This is a genomic window from Deltaproteobacteria bacterium, from assembly GCA_009930495.1.
GTDB lineage: Bacteria > Desulfobacterota > Desulfovibrionia > Desulfovibrionales > Desulfomicrobiaceae > Desulfomicrobium.
The window spans coordinates 1-18,500 of sequence record RZYB01000038.1 but is presented as its reverse complement, the minus strand read 5'-3'; the positions used below and the strand labels follow the sequence as shown (position 1 = coordinate 18,500).

At 62.7% G+C, this 18,500-nt stretch carries 16 protein-coding genes; 6 read left to right on the top strand and 10 right to left on the bottom strand.

The genetic code is table 11. The features are described from left to right. From EOL86_05460 to EOL86_05450, 3 genes are all read left to right on the top strand, one after another. On the top strand, positions 1 to 239 hold a 239-nt coding region (locus EOL86_05460), incomplete at its 5' end, for a branched-chain amino acid ABC transporter permease (protein ID NCD25020.1). Next, complete coding sequence (locus EOL86_05455; protein NCD25019.1) at positions 215 to 541, top strand: AzlD domain-containing protein; 327 nt, start codon at positions 215 to 217, stop codon at positions 539 to 541. The genes EOL86_05460 and EOL86_05455, both read left to right, overlap by 25 nt. A 24-nt stretch (positions 542 to 565) precedes the next feature. Further along, on the top strand, positions 566 to 1,750 hold the full coding sequence (locus tag EOL86_05450) for a PLP-dependent aminotransferase family protein (GenBank protein NCD25018.1): 1,185 nt from the start codon (positions 566 to 568) through the stop codon (positions 1,748 to 1,750). A gap of 66 nt (positions 1,751 to 1,816) precedes the next feature. Here EOL86_05450 and EOL86_05445 read toward each other — a convergent pair whose 3' ends face one another. Beyond that, positions 1,817 to 2,554 carry an ABC transporter permease gene (locus EOL86_05445; protein NCD25017.1) on the bottom strand — a complete coding sequence of 246 codons (738 nt, stop codon included), beginning with the start codon at positions 2,552 to 2,554 and terminating at the stop codon, positions 1,817 to 1,819. Further along, positions 2,551 to 3,540 carry an ABC transporter ATP-binding protein gene (locus tag EOL86_05440; GenBank protein NCD25016.1) on the bottom strand — a complete coding sequence of 330 codons (990 nt, stop codon included), beginning with the start codon at positions 3,538 to 3,540 and terminating at the stop codon, positions 2,551 to 2,553. The genes EOL86_05445 and EOL86_05440 overlap by 4 nt, the downstream gene beginning before the upstream one ends. Positions 3,541 to 3,892: 352 nt before the next feature. Between EOL86_05440 and EOL86_05435 the strand changes: the two genes are divergently transcribed. Then, entirely contained in the window at positions 3,893 to 5,770 is a 1,878-nt protein-coding gene (locus tag EOL86_05435) for a KamA family radical SAM protein (GenBank protein ID NCD25015.1), read from the top strand. Here EOL86_05435 and EOL86_05430 read toward each other — a convergent pair. The 5 genes from EOL86_05430 to EOL86_05410 all read right to left on the bottom strand — a co-directional run bounded on the left by EOL86_05430 (position 5,761) and on the right by EOL86_05410 (position 11,867). Beyond that, positions 5,761 to 6,819: a glycoside hydrolase family 3 protein gene (locus EOL86_05430; GenBank protein ID NCD25014.1), complete on the bottom strand. Its 1,059-nt coding sequence runs from the start codon at positions 6,817 to 6,819 to the stop codon at positions 5,761 to 5,763. The genes EOL86_05435 and EOL86_05430 overlap by 10 nt on opposite strands. Positions 6,820 to 7,131: 312 nt before the next feature. Beyond that, positions 7,132 to 7,848 carry a hypothetical protein gene (locus EOL86_05425; GenBank protein ID NCD25013.1) on the bottom strand — a complete coding sequence of 239 codons (717 nt, stop codon included), beginning with the start codon at positions 7,846 to 7,848 and terminating at the stop codon, positions 7,132 to 7,134. Between the two features lie 398 nt (positions 7,849 to 8,246). Beyond that, a complete protein-coding gene (locus EOL86_05420) occupies positions 8,247 to 8,672 on the bottom strand; it encodes an HIT family protein (protein ID NCD25012.1) in 426 nt (141 codons plus the stop codon). A 19-nt stretch (positions 8,673 to 8,691) separates the two neighbouring features. Next, entirely contained in the window at positions 8,692 to 10,065 is a 1,374-nt protein-coding gene (locus EOL86_05415) for a sigma-54-dependent Fis family transcriptional regulator (protein NCD25011.1), read from the bottom strand. Continuing rightward, complete coding sequence (locus EOL86_05410) at positions 10,062 to 11,867, bottom strand: PAS domain-containing protein (GenBank protein ID NCD25010.1); 1,806 nt, start codon at positions 11,865 to 11,867, stop codon at positions 10,062 to 10,064. Before EOL86_05410 ends, EOL86_05415 begins: the two co-directional genes overlap by 4 nt. A 228-nt stretch (positions 11,868 to 12,095) precedes the next feature. Here EOL86_05410 and EOL86_05405 point away from each other — a divergent pair, with 228 nt between their 5' ends. Beyond that, positions 12,096 to 12,590, top strand: coding sequence for a periplasmic heavy metal sensor (locus EOL86_05405; protein ID NCD25009.1), 495 nt, complete (start codon positions 12,096 to 12,098; stop codon positions 12,588 to 12,590). Between the two features lie 99 nt (positions 12,591 to 12,689). Beyond that, positions 12,690 to 13,583, top strand: coding sequence for a DMT family transporter (locus EOL86_05400; protein NCD25008.1), 894 nt, complete (start codon positions 12,690 to 12,692; stop codon positions 13,581 to 13,583). Here the strand turns inward: EOL86_05400 and EOL86_05395 are convergent. From EOL86_05395 to EOL86_05385, 3 genes are read right to left on the bottom strand one after another with little or no spacing between them, the layout of a single operon-like run. Continuing rightward, a complete protein-coding gene (locus EOL86_05395) occupies positions 13,580 to 14,164 on the bottom strand; it encodes a hypothetical protein (GenBank protein NCD25007.1) in 585 nt (194 codons plus the stop codon). The two genes, EOL86_05400 and EOL86_05395, sit on opposite strands and share 4 nt — an antisense overlap. An 8-nt stretch (positions 14,165 to 14,172) precedes the next feature. Then, positions 14,173 to 17,289, bottom strand: a complete 3,117-nt coding sequence (locus EOL86_05390; protein NCD25006.1) for a multidrug efflux protein — start codon at positions 17,287 to 17,289, stop codon at positions 14,173 to 14,175. Positions 17,290 to 17,309: 20 nt separating this feature from the next. After that, positions 17,310 to 18,446, bottom strand: coding sequence for an efflux RND transporter periplasmic adaptor subunit (locus tag EOL86_05385; GenBank protein ID NCD25005.1), 1,137 nt, complete (start codon positions 18,444 to 18,446; stop codon positions 17,310 to 17,312). Positions 18,447 to 18,500 lie beyond the last annotated feature (54 nt).

Genomic DNA, 18,500 nt, shown 5'->3' with positions numbered 1-18,500 from the left:
CCCTGATCACGGACATCCGCCCCATCGGCCTGGATTACGCCCTGCCGGCCATGTTCATCGCCCTGCTCCTGGGGCAGCTCAAATCCCGCCTGCATGTCGTCGTGGGCCTGGCCGCCGGCGCGCTGTCCACGGCCCTGATGCTGGCCGGCCTGAGCCAATCCCACGTTCTGGCCGCGACCATCCTGGCCGCAACCCTTGGCCTTGGAGTTCACGCATGGACCAGCAAACAATCTTCCTGACCATTGTCGGCATGATGGCCGTGACCTATGTTCCGCGCGCCCTGCCCGTCCTGGCCCTGGCGCGGCGTTCGCTGCCCGAGGCCGTCATCCGCTGGCTGGGTTTCATTCCGGTGGCCGTGCTCTCGGCCATGCTCGTGCCGTCCCTGGTCGCCACCAAGGAAGGGCTTGATTTTTCCACCGACAATATATTCTTGTGGGCGGCCCTGCCGACCTTCCTGGTCTGCTGGAAAACCAAGAGCTTTGTCGGGGCCGTGGTCACGGGCATGAGCTGCGTGGCCCTGGGCCGGTATCTGCTTCCGTAACGCTTTGATCCCCAAGGAGGGGCCATGAGTTTCCGCTTCACCCGCCGCATCCAGAACACGCCGAAATCGTTCATCCGCGAAATCCTGAAAGTCACCCAGGACCCGAGCATCATTTCCTTTGCCGGCGGCCTGCCCAATCCGGGACTTTTTCCCATCGCCCAACTCCAGGACGCGGCCCGGGAAACCCTGGCCACGGCCGGCGCACGGGCATTGCAGTACTCCACCACGGAAGGCCACCCCGAACTGCGGGCCTGGATCGCGGCCCGTTACGCCCGCCGGGGCGTGACCGTGCATCCGGACCAGGTGCTGATCACCACCGGCTCCCAGCAGTGCCTGGATCTACTCGGCAAGCTCTTCATCGAACAGGGCGACGAGGTTGTCCTGGAGCGGCCGAGCTACCTCGGCACCATCCAGGCCTTCACCATGTTCGAGCCAAAATTCGTGACCGTGGACCTGGAAAACGACGGCCCCAACCTGGATCAGGTCGAAGCCTGCCTAGCCACGGGCCGGCCAAAGCTCTTCTACGCCGTGCCCAATTTCCAGAACCCCTCGGGCCTGACCTATTCCCAGGCCAAACGCGAGGCCCTGGGCAAGCTGCTCGTCAAATACCCGGAAACCATCTTCATCGAGGACGATCCCTACGGCGAGCTGCGCTTTTCCGGCGAGCATCACCAGCCGCTTTTCGCCCACACCGGCGGCCGGAGCATCATGCTCGGCAGTTTTTCCAAGATCACGGTGCCGGGCTTCCGCCTGGGCTGGATGGTCGCGCCCGAGGAAATCATCCGCCTGGCGGTCAAGGCCAAACAGGCGGCGGACCTGCACTCCTCGACCTTCAACCAGTTCGTCATCCATGAATTCCTGAGCCGACACGACATCGACGACCACATCGCCAAAATCACCGAGCGCTATGGCGCCCAGTCCCAGGCCATGGTCCGGGCCCTGGAACGGGAGGCCCCGGCGGGCGTCACCTTCACCCGGCCCGAGGGCGGCATGTTCTCCTGGGTGCGTCTGCCCGCCGGCACGGGAAGCTGCATGGACCTGTTCAATCTGGCCATCGCCCAAAAAGTGGCCTTCGTGCCGGGCATGCCCTTCTACACCGACGGCACGGGCCAGGACACCCTGCGCCTGAACTTCTCCAACGCCTCGGAGGCGACCATCGACGAAGGCATCACTCGCCTGGGCGCCTGCATGAAGGAATTCCTGAACTAAATCTTCCTGCGCCCGGACCTAAAAAAAGCGCCCAAGGGCGCTTTTTTTAGGTCCGGGGCTCGTCGCTCAGGCGATCCAGCTTTTGCGGATATTACGCAAACTGACCACAAAAAGCCCGACGCAAAATAGGGCCAACATGGCCAGATCCAGTCCCATGGACAGGGCCTGGACACCCCGGATGCTCCCATGGAGAGCGTCCGCGCCATAGGTCATGGGCAGGGCATAAGCCAGGGGTTTGAGGAAAAATGGCAGCCGTTCGATGGGAAAAAACAGGCCGCACAAAAAAATCATGGGAAAGCGGAAAAAATTGGAAAAGGTCTGAGCCTCGAAAACTTCGCTCACGGCCACGGCAATGAACAGGCCAAGAAAGGTCGAGGCCACGGCCAGCAGGGCCACGGTCGACACGAAGGCCCCCCAGGCTACTGTGCCCAGATCGATTATCCAGGCGGCCATGACCATGGGCACGATGGCGTTGGCCATGCCGAACAAAATGGCGCCACTGGTCTTGGCCAGCATGAGCAGCTCGAAGGGAACAGGCGCCAGCAGCAGACGCTCGAAGGATCTGTTTTTCTTCTCGAAAGTCACCGTCACCGCGAGCATGGACGTGGTCCCGAACAGAATGGACACCCCGACCACCCCCGGCAACACGTTCAGGAGGTTGTCCGTGGCGCTGCCCGTGCGGATGAAGAACATGCCGGTCCAGGCCAGGGGAAAAATGATGCCCCAGCTGACATTGGGCGGCTTGAGATAATAGCCGCGCATGTCCTTGACCAGGATATTCCAGAACGCGATCCAGTGCTTCATCGGCCACCTCCTTTTTTTTCCTTGTCCTTGCGCATGATTCCGGCCTCGACGCCCGTGATCCGGACAAAGACATCCTCCAGGCTGGGCCGGATCTTCCGGGCCTCGGAGACCTCGACATCCCGTTCTTCCAGAAAACGGACCAACTGTCCGGCGCGAATGGGCGCGTCGGCCTCGACCCGGATCCCCCCCTTGCCCTGCGTCGTCATGTCCAAATCGGGAAATGCCGCCGCCAGTTCGTCCCGCACGCCGCCCGCCCCCTGGGGGCAGCTCAACAAAACCACGTGCTTGGAGCGAACGGGCTGGAGAAGATTTTCCACCGAATCGATCAGCACAATGCGCCCCGAAAGAATGAAGGCGATGCGGCCGCACAACCGCTCCGCCTCCTCGATGTAGTGCGTGGTCAGAAAAATGGTCGTCCCGGCGCGGTGCAGATCGGCCACGAGCTGGCGCAGATGTCGGGCGCTGGCCACGTCAATGCCCGTGGTCGGCTCGTCCAGAAACAAAATTTCCGGACGATGGATGATGCCGGCGGCAATGGTCAGCTTGCGCTTCATGCCCTTGGAATACCCGGCGAACAGGCGTCCGGCCGCGTCCGTCAGATCAAACATCGCCAGAAGTTCCCGCGCCCGAGCCTGACGCTCGGCCTTGCCCATGCCGTACAAGGCGGCGCAGAAGCACAGATTGTCGAAACCGCTCAGCTCCGGATACAGATTGCTTTCGTCCGGGACCACGCCGATGAGATGCTGGGCCGAGCGGGGATGGGCCACGCAATCGATCCCGGCGAGATGGATCGAGCCCGCGTCGGGCCTGGCCAGGCCGGTCAGCATGTTGATGGTCGTGGTCTTACCAGCCCCGTTGGGTCCCAAAAAACCGAACAGCTCCCCCTGGCGGACCTCGAAATCCACGCCGTCCACGGCCCGGACCCCGTCAAAACTCTTGGCCAGCCCCCGAACTTCGATGGCCAGACGATCCTGATGCACGTCCATGTTCCAAAACCTCCTTATGTCCAGACAGCCTCGACGCCCACGGCCCTGATCGCGCCGACGCCTCGAACCCGCCAAACCTTCGTGACACATCGTGATCGACCACGCAAAAAAAGTCCCGCCTTTTCATTTTCGTCAAAACGCGGTATTGGCATCGGGCATCATCAAAAAACCGCGCCGACATTTTTGCGCCCCAGGGCTCTTGACGGGTGCCGCATGCACATCGGGCATGTAAACGCGGAACAAATCATTCCATCCGCGCCCCGCCTTTTCCGTGAACGTCCACATTTTCAAAAACCCACGCGGAATTTTCCAGGCCGTGCCCGGCGCATTCTTTTCGCACCACCGACCAACCATGTCTGGGGCCCGACCGCCCTCCCCGACGCGGATCAAACACCGGGCCACGGCTGGTCACATATCAAAAAGGAGGCCTCCCATGTCCACCCCCGCGAACACCTTCCCGCAAAAAAAGGAATTCCTTGAAAATAATAGCGCCCTGCTGGCCTCGCTGCGCGCCCTGCCCGACCTGGAAAGTTGCAGGCGCGGCCTGTACGAGGCCGTGACCGCCATGCAGTACGCCGGCCTGTGCGAGGGCGACCAGGACATCTCCGCCTTCGAATCGACCATTGTCCGCGATTGCGCCCGCGTCTTGCGCAGCATCCTGGCCAGGTACTCGGACGACCGGGCCGGGTTCAGCGTGGTCCAGGTCCTGTGGGATCTCGCCAGAAAACGTCCCCGCCCGGATCTTGGACCCGGCTTTTTCGCGGAGCTCAACCATCTTTTCCAAGGGCTAAGCGGTTCGCCACTCACCGCCCGCCCGGACGCCACCGGGTTCGGCGACGTCACCGGTCGGGAAGCCGCCCGGCGCCGGTCCCTGGAATTGGACCAAATCTGGACGGATGTCGAAAACCGCATGGCCCGCTTCGTGGACGGACTGCGCCCCGACAGCGTGGCCAGACGCGCCGCCCGGCGTCGGCAGATCCTCGACGTTCTCGGAGGCACGGACGAGGACTGGGCCAATTGGCATTGGCAGGCCCGCCACATCATCACCACGGCCGAGGATCTGGCCCGTCTGGTCCGTGTCGACGACCATGAACTGGCGGCCGTGCGCAAGGCCCTGGAAACCCGGCAACCCTTCGGCATCACGCCCTATTACGCCTCGCTCATGGACGACGACCCCAAAAGCGGCATGGACCGGACCATCCGCGCCCAGGTCATTCCACCCATGTCGTATGTGGACGGCATGGCCAAGCACGCCGGCGACAAGGCCGAGGCCCTGGACTTCATGCGCGAGGCCGACACCTCGCCCATCGATCTGATCACGCGCCGCTACCCGTCCATCGTCATTCTCAAACCCTTCAACACCTGCCCGCAAATCTGCGTCTACTGCCAGCGGAATTGGGAAATCGAACGTCCCATGGCTCCCGGCGCCATGGCGCCCAGATCCGTCGTGGATCGCGCCCTGGACTGGATCGCGGAACATCCGGCCATTTCCGAGGTACTGGTCACCGGCGGTGACCCCTTCGCCATGTCCGACCGGGCCTTGCGCCGGATTCTGGAACGCCTGGCCGGCATCGGGCATGTCGAGATGATCCGCGTCGGCACGCGCATGCCCGTGACCATGCCCATGCGCGTCACGCCGGAACTGGCCGGAATGTTGGGCTCCTTTCGCGAGCCAGGCCGGCGCGATGTCTGCGTGGTCACGCACATCGAGCACGTTTCCGAGGTCACTCCGGATATGGTCCAGGGCGTGGAACGTCTGAAGCGGCACGGTCTGAGCGTGTACAACCAGATGGTCTACACCTTTTTCGTGTCGCGCCGGTTCGAGGCCGCGGCCCTGCGCCGCCTGCTGCGACGCTGCGGCATCGATCCCTATTACACCTTCGCGCCCAAGGGGAAGGAGGAGACCGCCGCCTACCGGGTACCCATCGCCCGCATCCTCCAGGAACAAAAGGAAGAGGCCCGGCTCCTGCCGGGCACCCGCCGGACCGACGCCGCCGTGTTCAACGTGCCGGGACTGGGCAAAAATCACCTGCTGGCGTCCCAACATCGGGATATCGTCTCCATCCTGCCCGACGGCTCGCGGGTTTACGAATTCCATCCGTGGGAAAAAAATATCGTGGAGCGGGAGTCCTATCTCGGCCAGGACGTGCCCATTCTCGAATACCTTAAGCGGTTGCACGCCCTGGGCGAAAGTCCCGACGACTACTCAACTATCTGGTATTATTTTTGATATTTATCACGAAACACGGATGAAAACGCCCCGGGAGTCCCGAGCCGATTCTTGACCGTCTGGATCCGCTCGAAGGACGCGGCAATGCGTCCGGCCGACAATCGCCCCCGCCGCACGCCCTGATAAATAATTTCCACGGCCTTGGGCACGATGTCCGGGTCATAATCCAGATTGTTGCCAAAAACCAAAATATCCACGCCAGCCTCGACGGCCCGCAGGATGGCCTCTTCCAAGCCGTAATGGTCGGCGATGGCCCGCATCTGCATGTCATCGGAAACAATGACCCCAGCAAAGCCGAGGCGCTGGCGCAGAAGCGTCGTCAGCACGGCCGGTGAAAGCGTGCAGGGTACGTCCGGATCGAACTGGCGCAGGTACAGGTGCCCGCACATGATGAGCGGACAAGCCCCCGCCGGAATCAGGGTTTCGTAGGGGATAAGCTCCCTGGGGCTCCAGGTCCGCGAAATATCCGTCAGACCGAGGTGGGAATCGGCCATGGCACTGCCGTGTCCAGGAAAATGCTTGAGGCAGGGCAGCACGCCCTGGGCGGCAAGTCCTTGGGCATAGGCCTGGGCATGCACCGCGACACGATGTGGATCGGCGGAAAAGCTGCGTTCCAGTGCGCCAATGGCCGGGCTCCGCGGGTTCACGTCCACATCGACCACGGGCGCGAAATCCAGGTTGATGCCCAGGCCGGCCAAGAGAGCGCCGGTCTTCTCCCCTTCCCGGCGCGTCGTTTCCGGCGCGCCCCGACCCATGGTCCTGGCCGAAGGGCTGGCCGGAAAACCACGCTCCTCTTTCAGGCGGCGTACCCGGCCGCCTTCCTGGTCCACGGCGATGAGCAGCGGCGTGGCGGCCCCGGCCTGGAGACGCGCGGTCAGGGCGCGGACCTGGTCCGGGCTGACGATGTTGCGCTCCGCCGTTTTCAGCCGCACGTCGCGGTCGAACAGGATCACTCCGCCCAGATTATGCTCCCGGATGTCCCGCAGGATGGGATCGGTTTCGGACAACTCCGCGCCCCGAAAACCGACCAGGAGCATCTGTCCGATCATGGCGCGCAACGTGGCATTTTCCGCTGCGGCCCGAACCGGGATGAACACGACAAAGGCGAGCACCAAACACAAAATACGCAGCATGCAAAATTCCTCCGGGAATACGGCTTCGGGATGCGACCTGACGATCCCGACCCGGTGTTCGTTACGTCCCAAAACAAGCTCCAAGCAAGCGAAGAGTCCATGAATTTTCCTCCCGATTCCCCGGCCAGGGCGACAACCGAAGGACCGGACCGAACGCCCCCAAAAAAGCCGCCGGCCTTGGGACAAGGCGGGCGGCCGGTATCTTCGTGATCAGGAGGCAGCGTTGCGTCAGAACGGCAGCGCGCCGAACAAATACAGGCTGAACACCGGAACAATCAATCCGGTGATGTTCAGGATAATGAGCAATCCTCCGACGACCTTGCCGGAAAGTTTGTCATGGCAGTTGGCCCAGACCAGGGCGGTAAGCACCGTGAACGTGGCGAACATAAAGGCCAGATAGGGACTCGGAGCGACCTTGCCCAGTCCCTCGGGAAAGCCGCGCAGGTTGGCGAGGGAATAGATGGCGCAGAGCGCGGATAGCATCAGGCTCGCATTGCCCACGGATTTCATGTTTTCAACGCCCCATAGCAGGGCATGGCCAATGACCAGATACAGAAGGCCAAAAGGGATCAGAATGCTTGCATCCCAAAGATTGGGAGTTGGAAGAAGGGCTTGGACAAATCCACCGAGCACGGTGACGATTCCGACGCAAAACGTCATCATGCCACAGGTCTTGGCGTCGCCGGATCCAAGAAAAAAAAGCCCCACCGGGAACCACATCATTGAAATCGCAACCAAAATCACAAGAGTCATGCTTTTTTCCTCCGTCAATCGGTTGAAGGTCATCCACGCATATGCAAAGGCCGCCTCCTTTTTTCGTGCGTTTTTTGCCACGGGAGACAAAAAAGATAATCGATTAAAACCAGCGCCGCGAAACGCGTTCACGCGCAACCCGACCTGCCCTCGAATGGCCCGGTTCGAAAACCAGTCCGCCGCTCGCGACATTAAAGATTCATGCCAGACATGCGCGCACGAGGAGACCTTTTCCTACATTTTTGAAATACATATCCAACACTCCGAGTTTATGATGACTTTTTTAGATGAATGCATTTTTCTGGCTCACCCCCGCCATTCTCGACAAGGACAGGCAAAATTGTAGCAATCTGGCAATCTCTCGGAATTGATGCACAACCAGAATGCAGCGCCAAAAAAAAGCGCCCCCGATATGCAATACCAAGAGCGCGCGCATGGATCATTTTGAGCCGCCACTGTGTACGGGCGGCACACATGTGTCATTTTGTCACGAGCACAGAACTCCATGAAAAACGACATGCCGCATTGAAAAATACAGTCCTATTTTGGCCATGATGCGTCCATCATCATAAAAATACACACAAAATCGATCACTCCGTCTTGTCCACGCAGACGAGGCAAGCCAGAGCGCGCCGGGCCAGGATGGCAATGGCCTCGTCCGCGTAGGCATGCCCCGAAACGACTCGACCCCAGACCACGCCGGGCCAGTATGGATCGGTCCGCCAACGGCCGATGACGTGGAAATGAAACTGCGGCACCAGATTACCAATGGCCGCGATGTTGATCTTGTCGCACCCGTCCTCGGTCTTGAGCATGGCCCCCAGGGCCGAGGACGCGGCCAGAAGGCGGTCCCTCGTGGCGATGGGCAGGTCGTGCCATTCCGTGGCCCCGGTTTCCGGGACAAGGATGAACCATCGGACCTGGGCGTCCCTGTGCAGCAGCAGGCGCAATCCGCGCCACGCGCCCAGGACGTGGCAATCGGCGGTCAGGGTGGGATGAAGGGCAAAGGTGGTCATGGGAGGTCTCCGTGTTGTGTCAGAGTGACGAATCATCCGGCGGAACCGACGGCGCGTACCTGGCCAGTTTGGCGTGCATGGTCTTGCGGGTGATGCCCAGACGGCGGGCCGCCTCGCTCTTGTTGCCGCCGGCCGCGTCCAGGGCGTCCAGGACGGCACGACGTTCCAGCTCCTCCAGGGTCAGGCCGGACAGGCCCGAATTGGTGCTCGCGCAGGAAGCGGCCAGGGCCGGCGGCAGTTCCCGTTCACCGATATACTCCCCGACCAGCAGCACCACGGCCCGCTCCACCACGTTTTCCAGCTCGCGCACGTTACCCGGCCAGGAATGCTTGAGCAGGCGATCCATGGCCCCGGGCGTGAACCCCTTGATGGTCTTGCCGTTCCTGGCCGCGAAGCGGGTCAGAAAATGATTGGCCAGGAGCGGAATGTCCTCCCGCCGCTCGCGCAGGGGCGGCAGGGCCAGGGTGACCACATTCAGACGGTAATAGAGGTCCTGGCGAAACGCCTTGTGTTCCACTTCCCGCCACAGATCGCGGTTGGTGGCGGCCACGACACGCACATCGACCTTCAGGGTCTGGTCACCGCCGACGCGCTGAATTTCGCGCTCCTGAAGGACGCGCAGCAACTTGGCCTGCATGGCCAGGGGAATTTCCCCGATCTCGTCGAGAAAGATGGTGCCCGTGTTCGCGGCCCAAAAACGCCCCTCGCGCCGACGCTCGGCCCCGGTGAAGGCCCCTTTTTCGTGACCGAACAGTTCGGATTCGAGCAGGGTCTCGGTCAGGGCGGCGCAGTTGACGGCGATATATGGCCCCTTGCGGCGCTGACTGTTGGCGTGGATGGCCCGGGCGATGAGCTCCTTGCCCGTGCCCGATTCGCCCGTGATGAGCACCGTGGCCTCGGACGGAGCGATGGCGGCCAGCATGTCCAGAAGACGGCGCATGGGCGGACTTTGGCCGATGATTCCGCCGGGATCGAAGGTCGCGTCCAGGGTGGCGCGCAGGGCCGTGTTTTCATGACGCAGGGACGCATGGTCCAAAACCCGGTCCAGGGTCAGACGCAGGTCGTCGAAATCCAGCGGCTTGGTCAAATAATCGTAGGCCCCGGCCTTGATGGCCTCCACGGCCGACTCGACATTGGAATAGGCGGTCATGATCAAAATGGGGATGGCCGGGTTGTGGGCCTTGATGGCGCGCAGGGCCTCGATGCCGGACATGCCGGCCATGCGCACGTCCATGAGCAGCAGATCAAAGGGACGCTCCCGGCACAGGGCCACGGCTTCCTCGCCACTGGCCGCGCCCTCCAGGACATAGCCCCAATCGGCCAGCAAGGTGGTGAGCATGTGCCGATGCCCGGGATCGTCGTCCACGACCAGAATGGTGATGTTCGCGGTCATGAGTGCTCCGGAGTCAGCGGGAAGAACAGGGTGAACTCCGTGCCCTGCCCGATCTGGCTGTGGACCGTGATCTCGCCGCCATGGGCCTCGACAATGCCGTGCACGATGGCCAGTCCCAGGCCCGTGCCCGAAGGCTTGGTCGTGAAATACGGATTGAAGATGTCCGGCAGAAGTTCCGGGGGCATGCCCTGGCCCGTGTCCGTGACGCGCACGGCGAGGCGGCCGCCTTCCAGACCCGCCGCGACGCCCAAGACGCCGCCGGCGTTCATGGCCTGCACGGCGTTGAGGAACAGATTGAGCAGGGCCTGACTCAGACGCTCCGCGTCCAGGCGGGCCAGGGGCAGTCCGGGATCCGGCACAAAGTCCACGACCACGCCCTTGGCTTCGACATCGCTTCGGATCAAGCGCAGAGCCCGTTCCACGACCCGGTTCACGTCCGTGTCGGCCAGACGCATCCGGGTCGGCCGGGCGAACTCCAGCAGCTCCGACACCACCCGGTTCAGGCGGTCCGTTTCCCGCACCATGGCCCTGGCCGCGTCCCGATCCGCGCCCTGAACCTTGCCGGCGAGATACGTGGCAAATCCCTTGATGGAACTCAAGGGGTTGCGGATCTCGTGCGCAACGCCGGCGGCCAGATTGCCCAAGGCGGCCAAACGCTCGTCACGGCGGACCTGCTCCCGCAGACGCAGCAACTCGGTCTGATCCCGCAACAAGAACAAATACCCCAGGACCTGGCCATCGCCGTTGACCACGCGCGAAGCGCCCAGACCAACGGGCGTCGGACGACCGGTCCCGAAATCGAGCTGCGTGTCCCGCTCCAGCACGGCCCCGGTCTCGGACAGGTGCCGGATGATTTCGTCCCAATCCAGCCCGCCCAAGGCGCGGGTTTTGAGGCCGGTCAGATCCAGGCCCTCGCGGCCCAGAAGGCGGGCGGCCCGGGCATTGGCCAGAACCACGCGACCATCCGGGTCCGTGGTCACCAGACCAAGGGGCAGGCTGGTCACGACCTCGGAGGCAAAAGCCTGGGCGTCCCGTAGCTGGCGGCGGGAAAGGCGGTAATGTTGGGACCAGAACAGGGACATGAATCCGCCCAGACCCATGAGCACGACCAAGCCACCAATGATGGCGCTGGTACGGATTTCCGCGGCCACGGCCGCCGCCAAGGGTGCCGTGTCCAGGCCGACAAAAATGACCGCCTCCTCCAGGGCCGCGCTCCCCGCGCCGCTATCGTCCGGCACGCATGGGGCATGCCGGACCGGCCCATGCCCGCTCGCGCCCATGCCGCCACACCACGCGGAGCGATGCGTTCCCGGCATGGGTTCGAAATGCTTATAGGCCTCGAAAATCCGAACCCCGTCGGACAAAACCCGGAAATGCCCCTGGGTCTCGCCGCCGGGCCCAAGCCGGGTCATGCCCTGGGGGGCGTACCAGGACGAACCGACGAGGGTGGCGTTGTCATGAGCCAGCACCAGCCCCCGGGCGTCGGTCACGACCACGTGAACAATACCGCGTTGCTTGGCCGTCTCCTCCACCAGGGTTTGGAAATACTTCGGACCATCATGCCGGCCCATGCCGACGCGCGTGCCAGCCTCCAGGGCCCAGACCAGGGCCTCGGCGTGCGCCAAGGAGCTCCGGAGCATATGCGCCTTGGTCCGCTGCACGTTGCGTATGGCGAAAACCAACACCGCCAAGCCCAAAATAAGGGCCACCCCCCCCACCAGCCAGGGATTGAGGGCCACGTTGCGTTCGTTCCAGGATTTCATGCCACGCTCCATGGCCCGACCTGTAACCGTTTTACCCATGATGTCCAGATCGACGTCACGATTTTACCCACCAAGAATATCGCATAACCCAGGCCGCCACCTCAGCTTTTCCGAAAAACATAATAATTTCAGATGATAAAAAATTATTCCGAATATGGCACGAGCATTGCCTTGAGATGAATCATCCCCCACGAGACGTGCCATGCACTCCGGCCGCGCCCGACAAGGGGAGTCCACAACCACCAACCTTCCACACGGAGAATGAACATGAAAACCAACCGCAAGACAATGACCCTGGCTCTGGCCCTGGCTCTGATCGTCACCTTCACCGGCCTGGCCAACGCCCAGGGGCACGGCATGCGCGGTCATGGGGCACGGGGCTGCGGCATGGGCGCCCTGACTCCGGAACAGCAGGCCGTCATGCAGAAATTCCACGCCGAGCACACGGCGGCCACGGCCGAGCTGCGCCAACAGGTTTTTGTCAAGGAATCGGAACTCAACGCCCAGCTTTACGCCGAAAAGCCGGACGAAGCCCGGATCAACGCCCTGACCAAGGATATCGGCGAGCTTCGCGCCAAGCTGTACGCGGACCACGTGGCGTTGCGCAAACAACTGGCCGGCACGGGCATCATGCCCATGGGCGGATCGGGATGCGGCATGATGGGCGGCAAGGGCCACGGCATGGGAGGCATGAACTGCCCCATGACGAGCGGCATGAACGCGGGCAACGTCCCGACCGCCGAGACACCGGCCCAGCAATAGCCACGCCCCGGACAACTGCCGGGAAAAACTCGACAATGGCCCCAAGTTCAAGGAAACTCGGGGCCATTGTCGTTTTGTCACCCTTGCCCTCCCGGAGCCATGAAACATTCCCCCGCCTCGCACACCATGTCCGGCGCCCTCCTCGCCCTGGGCGCGACCATCATCTGGTCCGGCAACTTCATTGTCGCCCGTGGCCTGAACCAAATCGTCGAACCAGCCACCCTGTCCCTGCTCCGTTGGGGCGTCGCCTTTTTGGGGCTGCTGCCCCTGGCCAGCCGGGCGGCGTGGCGGGAGCGGGCAGCCATCGGCCGTTGCCTGCCGACCATGGTCCCCATGGCCATCCTCGGCGTGACCACCTTCAACACCCTGCTGTACACGGCGGCGAAAACCAGCACGGCCCTGAATCTGTCCCTCATTGCCACGTCCACGCCGATCTTCATCATGCTCCTGGCCCGCGTCTTTCTGGGCGAGGCCCTGGGCCCGCGCAAGCTCCTCGGCCTGTGCCTGGCCCTGGCCGGCGTGTTGCTCTTGATCACCGACGGCGACCTTTCCCGACTGACGCGCCTTGACTTCGCCATCGGCGACCTCTGGATGACCCTCGCGGCCATGCTCTTCGCGGCCTACAGCATTCTCATCCGACGCTGCGCGACCTGTCTGAGCCAATCCGTGTTCCTGCTGGTTCTGTTCGGAGTGGGGATCGTGTTTCTGCTGCCCTGGGCGGGCTGGGAAATCTCCAGGAATGGCTTTCCCACGGTCACGCCCGAGGTGATGGGCGCGATTCTCTATATCGGCCTGGGGGCGTCACTGGCCGCCTACGCCATGTGGAACAAGGCCGTGACCATCATCGGACCGTCCGTGGCTGGACTGATCTACTACAGTCTGCCCCTTTTCAGCGGCGGCGTGGCGTATCTTTTCCTGGGAGAACCCATGAGTTGGCTGCACGCGGCCAGCGCGGCCGGAATTCTGGGCGGAATCATCGTGGCCACGCGCTAGGGCCACGGAAAAAACATGGCCGTGCGCGACCGATACTCCGCGTAAATCCGGCCGTGCGCGCGCAGGAGCCGGCGCTCTTCCAGGCGGGCCCCGATGACGACATAGGCCGACAGGGTCAGGCTGGTGACCAGCCCGGCGGCGTCATACGCGCCGGCATGAGTCCAGAGCAGAAGAAGCGCGCTCCCATACCAGGGATGCCGGACCCGGGCCAGGACGCCCGAGGTCCGCAAATCCGTGGCGCGGGGCGGACGGGCCCCGGCACCACCGGGTCGGAGCTGCGCAAGGCCCGCGACCCAACCCAAATCATACTGTCGCGCCCCGCCCCAGGCCAGATACACCGCCGCGCCGAGCAACACCACGCGCACCGGCAGCAGCGGACCGCTCCAGGAAAAAAGAGGCGCTCCGGCCAGGGCTCGCCCGGCCAGCAGAAGCGGTATCAGGGTCAAAACGGCCAACGCGTTGTAGATCAGGCGGAAGCACGGGCAAAGACAGGGGAAACGACGACAAAAGACGGCCTCCCGGCGGGGATCGATCAACACGCTGTGGAGCCCGCCCCAGACGGCCCAACCCAGGGCCAGCACCGCGAGTTCTATCCCACCAGCGAATCCCCGCCAGCCAGATCGCGCCCAACGGCATCCTTTTCCCGATCATGGGAATGGTCGCGGGCAACCAGCATATAGATGGACGGGATGATGAACAGCGTGAACAGTGTGCCGATGGTGATGCCGCCGACCAGAACGAGGCCAATGGAGTTACGCGCCGCCGCGCCCGCGCCCGTGACCAGGGTCAGAGGAAAATGGCCGGCGATGGTCGCGCCCGTGGTCATGAGAATAGGCCGCAACCGCGTCAGAGCCGCTTCACGTACGGCCTCGCGTTTGGGGCGTCCCAGCTTCTGGAGCTGATTGGCGAACTCGACGATAAGAATGCCGTTCTTGGAAACCAGTCCGACCAGGGTGACCAATCCGACCTGGGAATAGATGTTCATGGTCGTGGTCCAGCCCGAGGTCCAAAACGCCACATTCGGGTCCGGCATTTTCAAAAAAGTGAAGACAAGGGCGCCAAACATGGCCAAGGGCACGGAGCCGGCCAGAATAACGAAGGGATCGCGAAAGCTGTTGAACTGCGCGGCCAGAACCAGGAAGATAAGCACCACGGCCAGACCGAACGCGGCCAGAAACTTGTTGCCCTCGGTCCGCAACTGGCGCGAATCCCCAGTATAGTCGAGGACATATCCCTTTGGCAGAATTTTCTGGGCCTCGCCTTCAAGGTAGCGCAACGCCTCATCCAAAGGGCGGATGGCCACGCCGCTGATCTTGACCGCATTGAGCTGCTGGAAACGATTCAGGGAGCGGGCCACCGTGGAATGCTCGACATGGGCGATGGTCGACAGCGGCACAAGCTGTCCGGCCGGCCCGGATACGTGAATGTTCCCCAGCTGCTCCGGCGTGAGCCGGTCCATGCGCTGCACCTGGGGGACAACCTTGTAGCTGCGACCGTCGATGTTGAACCGGTTGACGTAGTTGCCGCCGACCATGGCCGCGACATCCCCGCCCACCGAGGCCAAATTCAGATTCATGGCCGCGACCTTGTCACGGTCGATGACCAGCTCGGCCTGGGGCTGGTCGATTTTGACGTCGATCAGCGGTGGAAAGGCAAACATGCCGCTCTGCATGGCCTTGACCTGGATCTGGCGGGCGAATTCCAGAATCTGATCCTGCTCGGCCGTGGACGCGATGATGAATTCCACCGGAAAATCACCACCGCCGGGCAGGGCCGGGGGCGTGACCGGAAACATCTGGATGCCCGGAATGGCGCCAAGGCCGGCCTGCACCCCGGGCAAAATTTCGGCCACGGTCCGGTTACGCTGTTCCCAGGGCGCGACGACCAGACCGCAAAACCCGCTGGACGGAAAGGTCACCTGAAAGGTGAACTGCGCTTCGGGTTCGCTCATGAAAACCTGATTGGCGGCTTCGGCGAAAACACGGGTCTGGTCCAGGGTCGCGTCGGCCGATGCGTCAAGAATGCCGAAAATGACGCCCTCGTCCTCGGAAGGGGCCAGTTCCGTGGCCGACATCATGAACATGGGCACGGACAGGACGCTGATGACAATCCAAAGCAGATAAATGGCCGGACGGGCATTGAGGGTCGCGTCCAGAAGACGGCCATAAAAATGCCGCAAGCGGTCAAAACCACGGGCGATGCGGCCGGCCAGACCGTGCTCTTCCAAACCGGGCTTGAGCATCTTGGCCGACATGACCGGCGACAGGGTCAGGGCGACGATGCCGGAAATGGTCACGGCCCCGGCCAGGGTAAAGGCGAACTCGCGAAAGAGCGATCCGGTCAGCCCGCCCTGAAGGCCGATGGGCGCGTACACCGCGGCCAGGGTCACGGTCATGGCGACAAGCGGCCCGATCAGTTCCCTCGCTCCGAGAATGGCCGCGTCCAGGGGCGATTTGCCATGGGCCAGATGTCGTTCCACGTTCTCGACCACGACAATGGCGTCGTCCACCACCAGTCCAACGGACAAAACCACGGCCAGCAGGGTCAGCAGATTTACGGTGAAGCCAAAAGCCTGCATCAAAAACACGGCCCCGATCAGGGACAAAGGAATGGCGATAACCGGAATGGCCACGGCCCGAAACGATCCCATGAACAAAAAAATGATGATGACCACGATGACGAGCGTGTCGCCCAGAGTCTTCAGCACCTCGTGGATGGCGCTGTTGATATATTCCGTGGCGTCATAGGCGATGCGCCCGTCCATGCCCGAGGGCAGGGATTTCTGGATGGCCGCCATTTCCTCGCGGACCAGCTTGATGACGTCGATGGAATTGGCATTGGGCAGGGGCCAGACGCCGATGAACACGGCCGTCTTGCCGGTGAAGCGCACTTCCGCCCCGTAATCCTCGGCGCCCAGGGCCACGTCGGCGATGTCCCCCAGCCGGATCACGGCCCCGTTCTCCTCGCGCACGGCCAACTGTTTAAATTCCTCGACCGAACGCAAATCCGTGTCGGCCGTCAGGTTGATCTGAATCAGCCCGCCCTTGGTCTGGCCAAGGGCTGAGAGATAGTTGTTGGCGGCCAAAACTTCGCGCACGGCTTGGGGCGAAACATTCAGGGCGGCCATGCGATCCGGCTTGAGCCAGATGCGCATGGCAAAAGTCCGCGCGCCCAAAATGTCGGCCCGCTGCACTCCCTCCAGGGTGGAAAGACGGGGCTGGACCACGCGCATGAGGAAATCCGTGATCTGGTTCTGCTCCAGATCGGTCGAGGAAAAACTCAGATAGGCCGAGGCGAACTGGCTGTCGGCCGATTCGACATTGATGATCGGCACCTCGGCCTCGGGTGGCAGATCACCCCGGACCTGATCGACCTTGGCGCTGATCTCGGACAGAGCCTTGATGGGATCGTAGTTGATCTTCAGGCGAACCTTGATGGTGGACAGATTCTGGGCGCTTTCGGACTGGATATAGTCGATGCCGTCGGCCGCGGCGATGGCCCGTTCAAGCGGCGTGGTGATGAAGCCGCGCACCAGCTCGGCACTGGCTCCGACATAGGTCGTGGTCACGGTGACCATGGCGTTGTCGCTGCGCGGATACTGCCGGACCGAAAGATTGGCCACGGCCTGGGCCCCGGCGATGACGATCAGCAGATTGACAACCAGTGCCAGAACCGGGCGGCGGATGAAAATGTCGGTAAATTTCATGCGTGCACCAACCCTAGCGGTCAGGAATTTTCCGGCCGGGGCGCGAGTTCGAAGCCCGGGGCCAGGGTGTTGTCCTCGACCACGGATTGACCGTGGCGGTATTTGAACACGCCGGTGCTGACCACTGTGTCGCCGGGATTCACGCCGCCTTGGACCGTCACGAAATCACCCCGTCGCTCACCCAGTTTGACGAACTGCTGGCGCAAGACCAAACCGCCCGGCGCATTGGTGGCGTTGGTGGCGTTGGCCGCCTCGACCACAAACACCGAACTGCCATAAGCCGCCGACAGCACGGCCGTGGCCGGAATGACCACCACGTCGCGCTTTTCCGGCAACACCACCCCGACGTTGACAAACATGCCCGGCCGCAGAAGCTCGTCCGGATTGTCCAGCACGGCCTGCATGCGCACGGTGCGCGTCGCGCTATCGGCCAGGGGCTCGATGGCCTTGAGCAGGCCGCCCACGGTCTGGCCGGGCAGGGCGTCGGACGTGACGCGGACCATATTCCCGGTGCGGACCATGTGTACCTGTTGCTGCGGCAGGACAAACTCCACGTGCACCTGATCAAGCCGCTGCAAGCTGGCAATGGGGTCGGATTCTCCCAGATTCTGGCCCAGGTTGACCTGACGCAATCCGAGGGTTCCGGCAAAGGGCGCCCGCACGGTCTTTTTGGCGATGACGGCCCGGATGGCGTCCATTTCCGCCACGAGCTGCCGATGCTCGGCCTGGGCCTTGTCGTATTCGGCCCTGGCCGTGCTCTGCTGGGCCAAGAGAGAGCTGTAACGCTTCAAATTGATGGCGGCCAGATTGGCGCTGGCCTCCAGGGCGCGGAGTTGGGCCGTTTCCTGACTGATGTCGAGCTGAACAAGCACATCCCCAGTCGCGACCTTGTCCCCGGAGTCAAAAAAAATACGCTCCACCTGACCTGGAGTTTCCGCCGTCAGGGTCACGCCCTGCACGGCCGTGACCGAACCGATGGCGGTCAGGACCGTTTCCCAGGAGTCGGCCGTGGCATTGGCCGTGGAGACAACGGCCGGCGGCATGACAAAGGACTCGCCCTGACTGATCATTTTTTTGATCTGCAGGGCCTTGATCCCGGCCAACCCGCCCGCGATGACGGCGACCAGAAGCAGGGCCAGAAAAATTTTTTTGAACATGGTTCGACTCGCTCGGTAGGATTCGGCACCGGACACGGACCTGTCATGGGCCAA

Excerpts from the sequence above, each read along its gene's own strand:
- EOL86_05455 (NCD25019.1), top strand. The coding sequence starts at position 215 with ATGGACCAGCAAACAATCTTCCTGACCATTGTCGGCATGATGGCCGTG.
- EOL86_05450 (NCD25018.1), top strand. The coding sequence starts at position 566 with ATGAGTTTCCGCTTCACCCGCCGCATCCAGAACACGCCGAAATCGTTC.
- EOL86_05445 (NCD25017.1), bottom strand. The coding sequence starts at position 2,554 with ATGAAGCACTGGATCGCGTTCTGGAATATCCTGGTCAAGGACATGCGC.
- EOL86_05440 (NCD25016.1), bottom strand. The coding sequence starts at position 3,540 with ATGGACGTGCATCAGGATCGTCTGGCCATCGAAGTTCGGGGGCTGGCC.
- EOL86_05435 (NCD25015.1), top strand. The coding sequence starts at position 3,893 with ATGTCTGGGGCCCGACCGCCCTCCCCGACGCGGATCAAACACCGGGCC.
- EOL86_05430 (NCD25014.1), bottom strand. The coding sequence starts at position 6,819 with ATGATCGGACAGATGCTCCTGGTCGGTTTTCGGGGCGCGGAGTTGTCC.
- EOL86_05425 (NCD25013.1), bottom strand. The coding sequence starts at position 7,848 with ATGTCGCGAGCGGCGGACTGGTTTTCGAACCGGGCCATTCGAGGGCAG.
- EOL86_05420 (NCD25012.1), bottom strand. The coding sequence starts at position 8,672 with ATGACCACCTTTGCCCTTCATCCCACCCTGACCGCCGATTGCCACGTC.
- EOL86_05415 (NCD25011.1), bottom strand. The coding sequence starts at position 10,065 with ATGACCGCGAACATCACCATTCTGGTCGTGGACGACGATCCCGGGCAT.
- EOL86_05410 (NCD25010.1), bottom strand. The coding sequence starts at position 11,867 with ATGGGTAAAACGGTTACAGGTCGGGCCATGGAGCGTGGCATGAAATCC.
- EOL86_05405 (NCD25009.1), top strand. The coding sequence starts at position 12,096 with ATGAAAACCAACCGCAAGACAATGACCCTGGCTCTGGCCCTGGCTCTG.
- EOL86_05400 (NCD25008.1), top strand. The coding sequence starts at position 12,690 with ATGAAACATTCCCCCGCCTCGCACACCATGTCCGGCGCCCTCCTCGCC.
- EOL86_05390 (NCD25006.1), bottom strand. The coding sequence starts at position 17,289 with ATGAAATTTACCGACATTTTCATCCGCCGCCCGGTTCTGGCACTGGTT.
- EOL86_05385 (NCD25005.1), bottom strand. The coding sequence starts at position 18,446 with ATGTTCAAAAAAATTTTTCTGGCCCTGCTTCTGGTCGCCGTCATCGCG.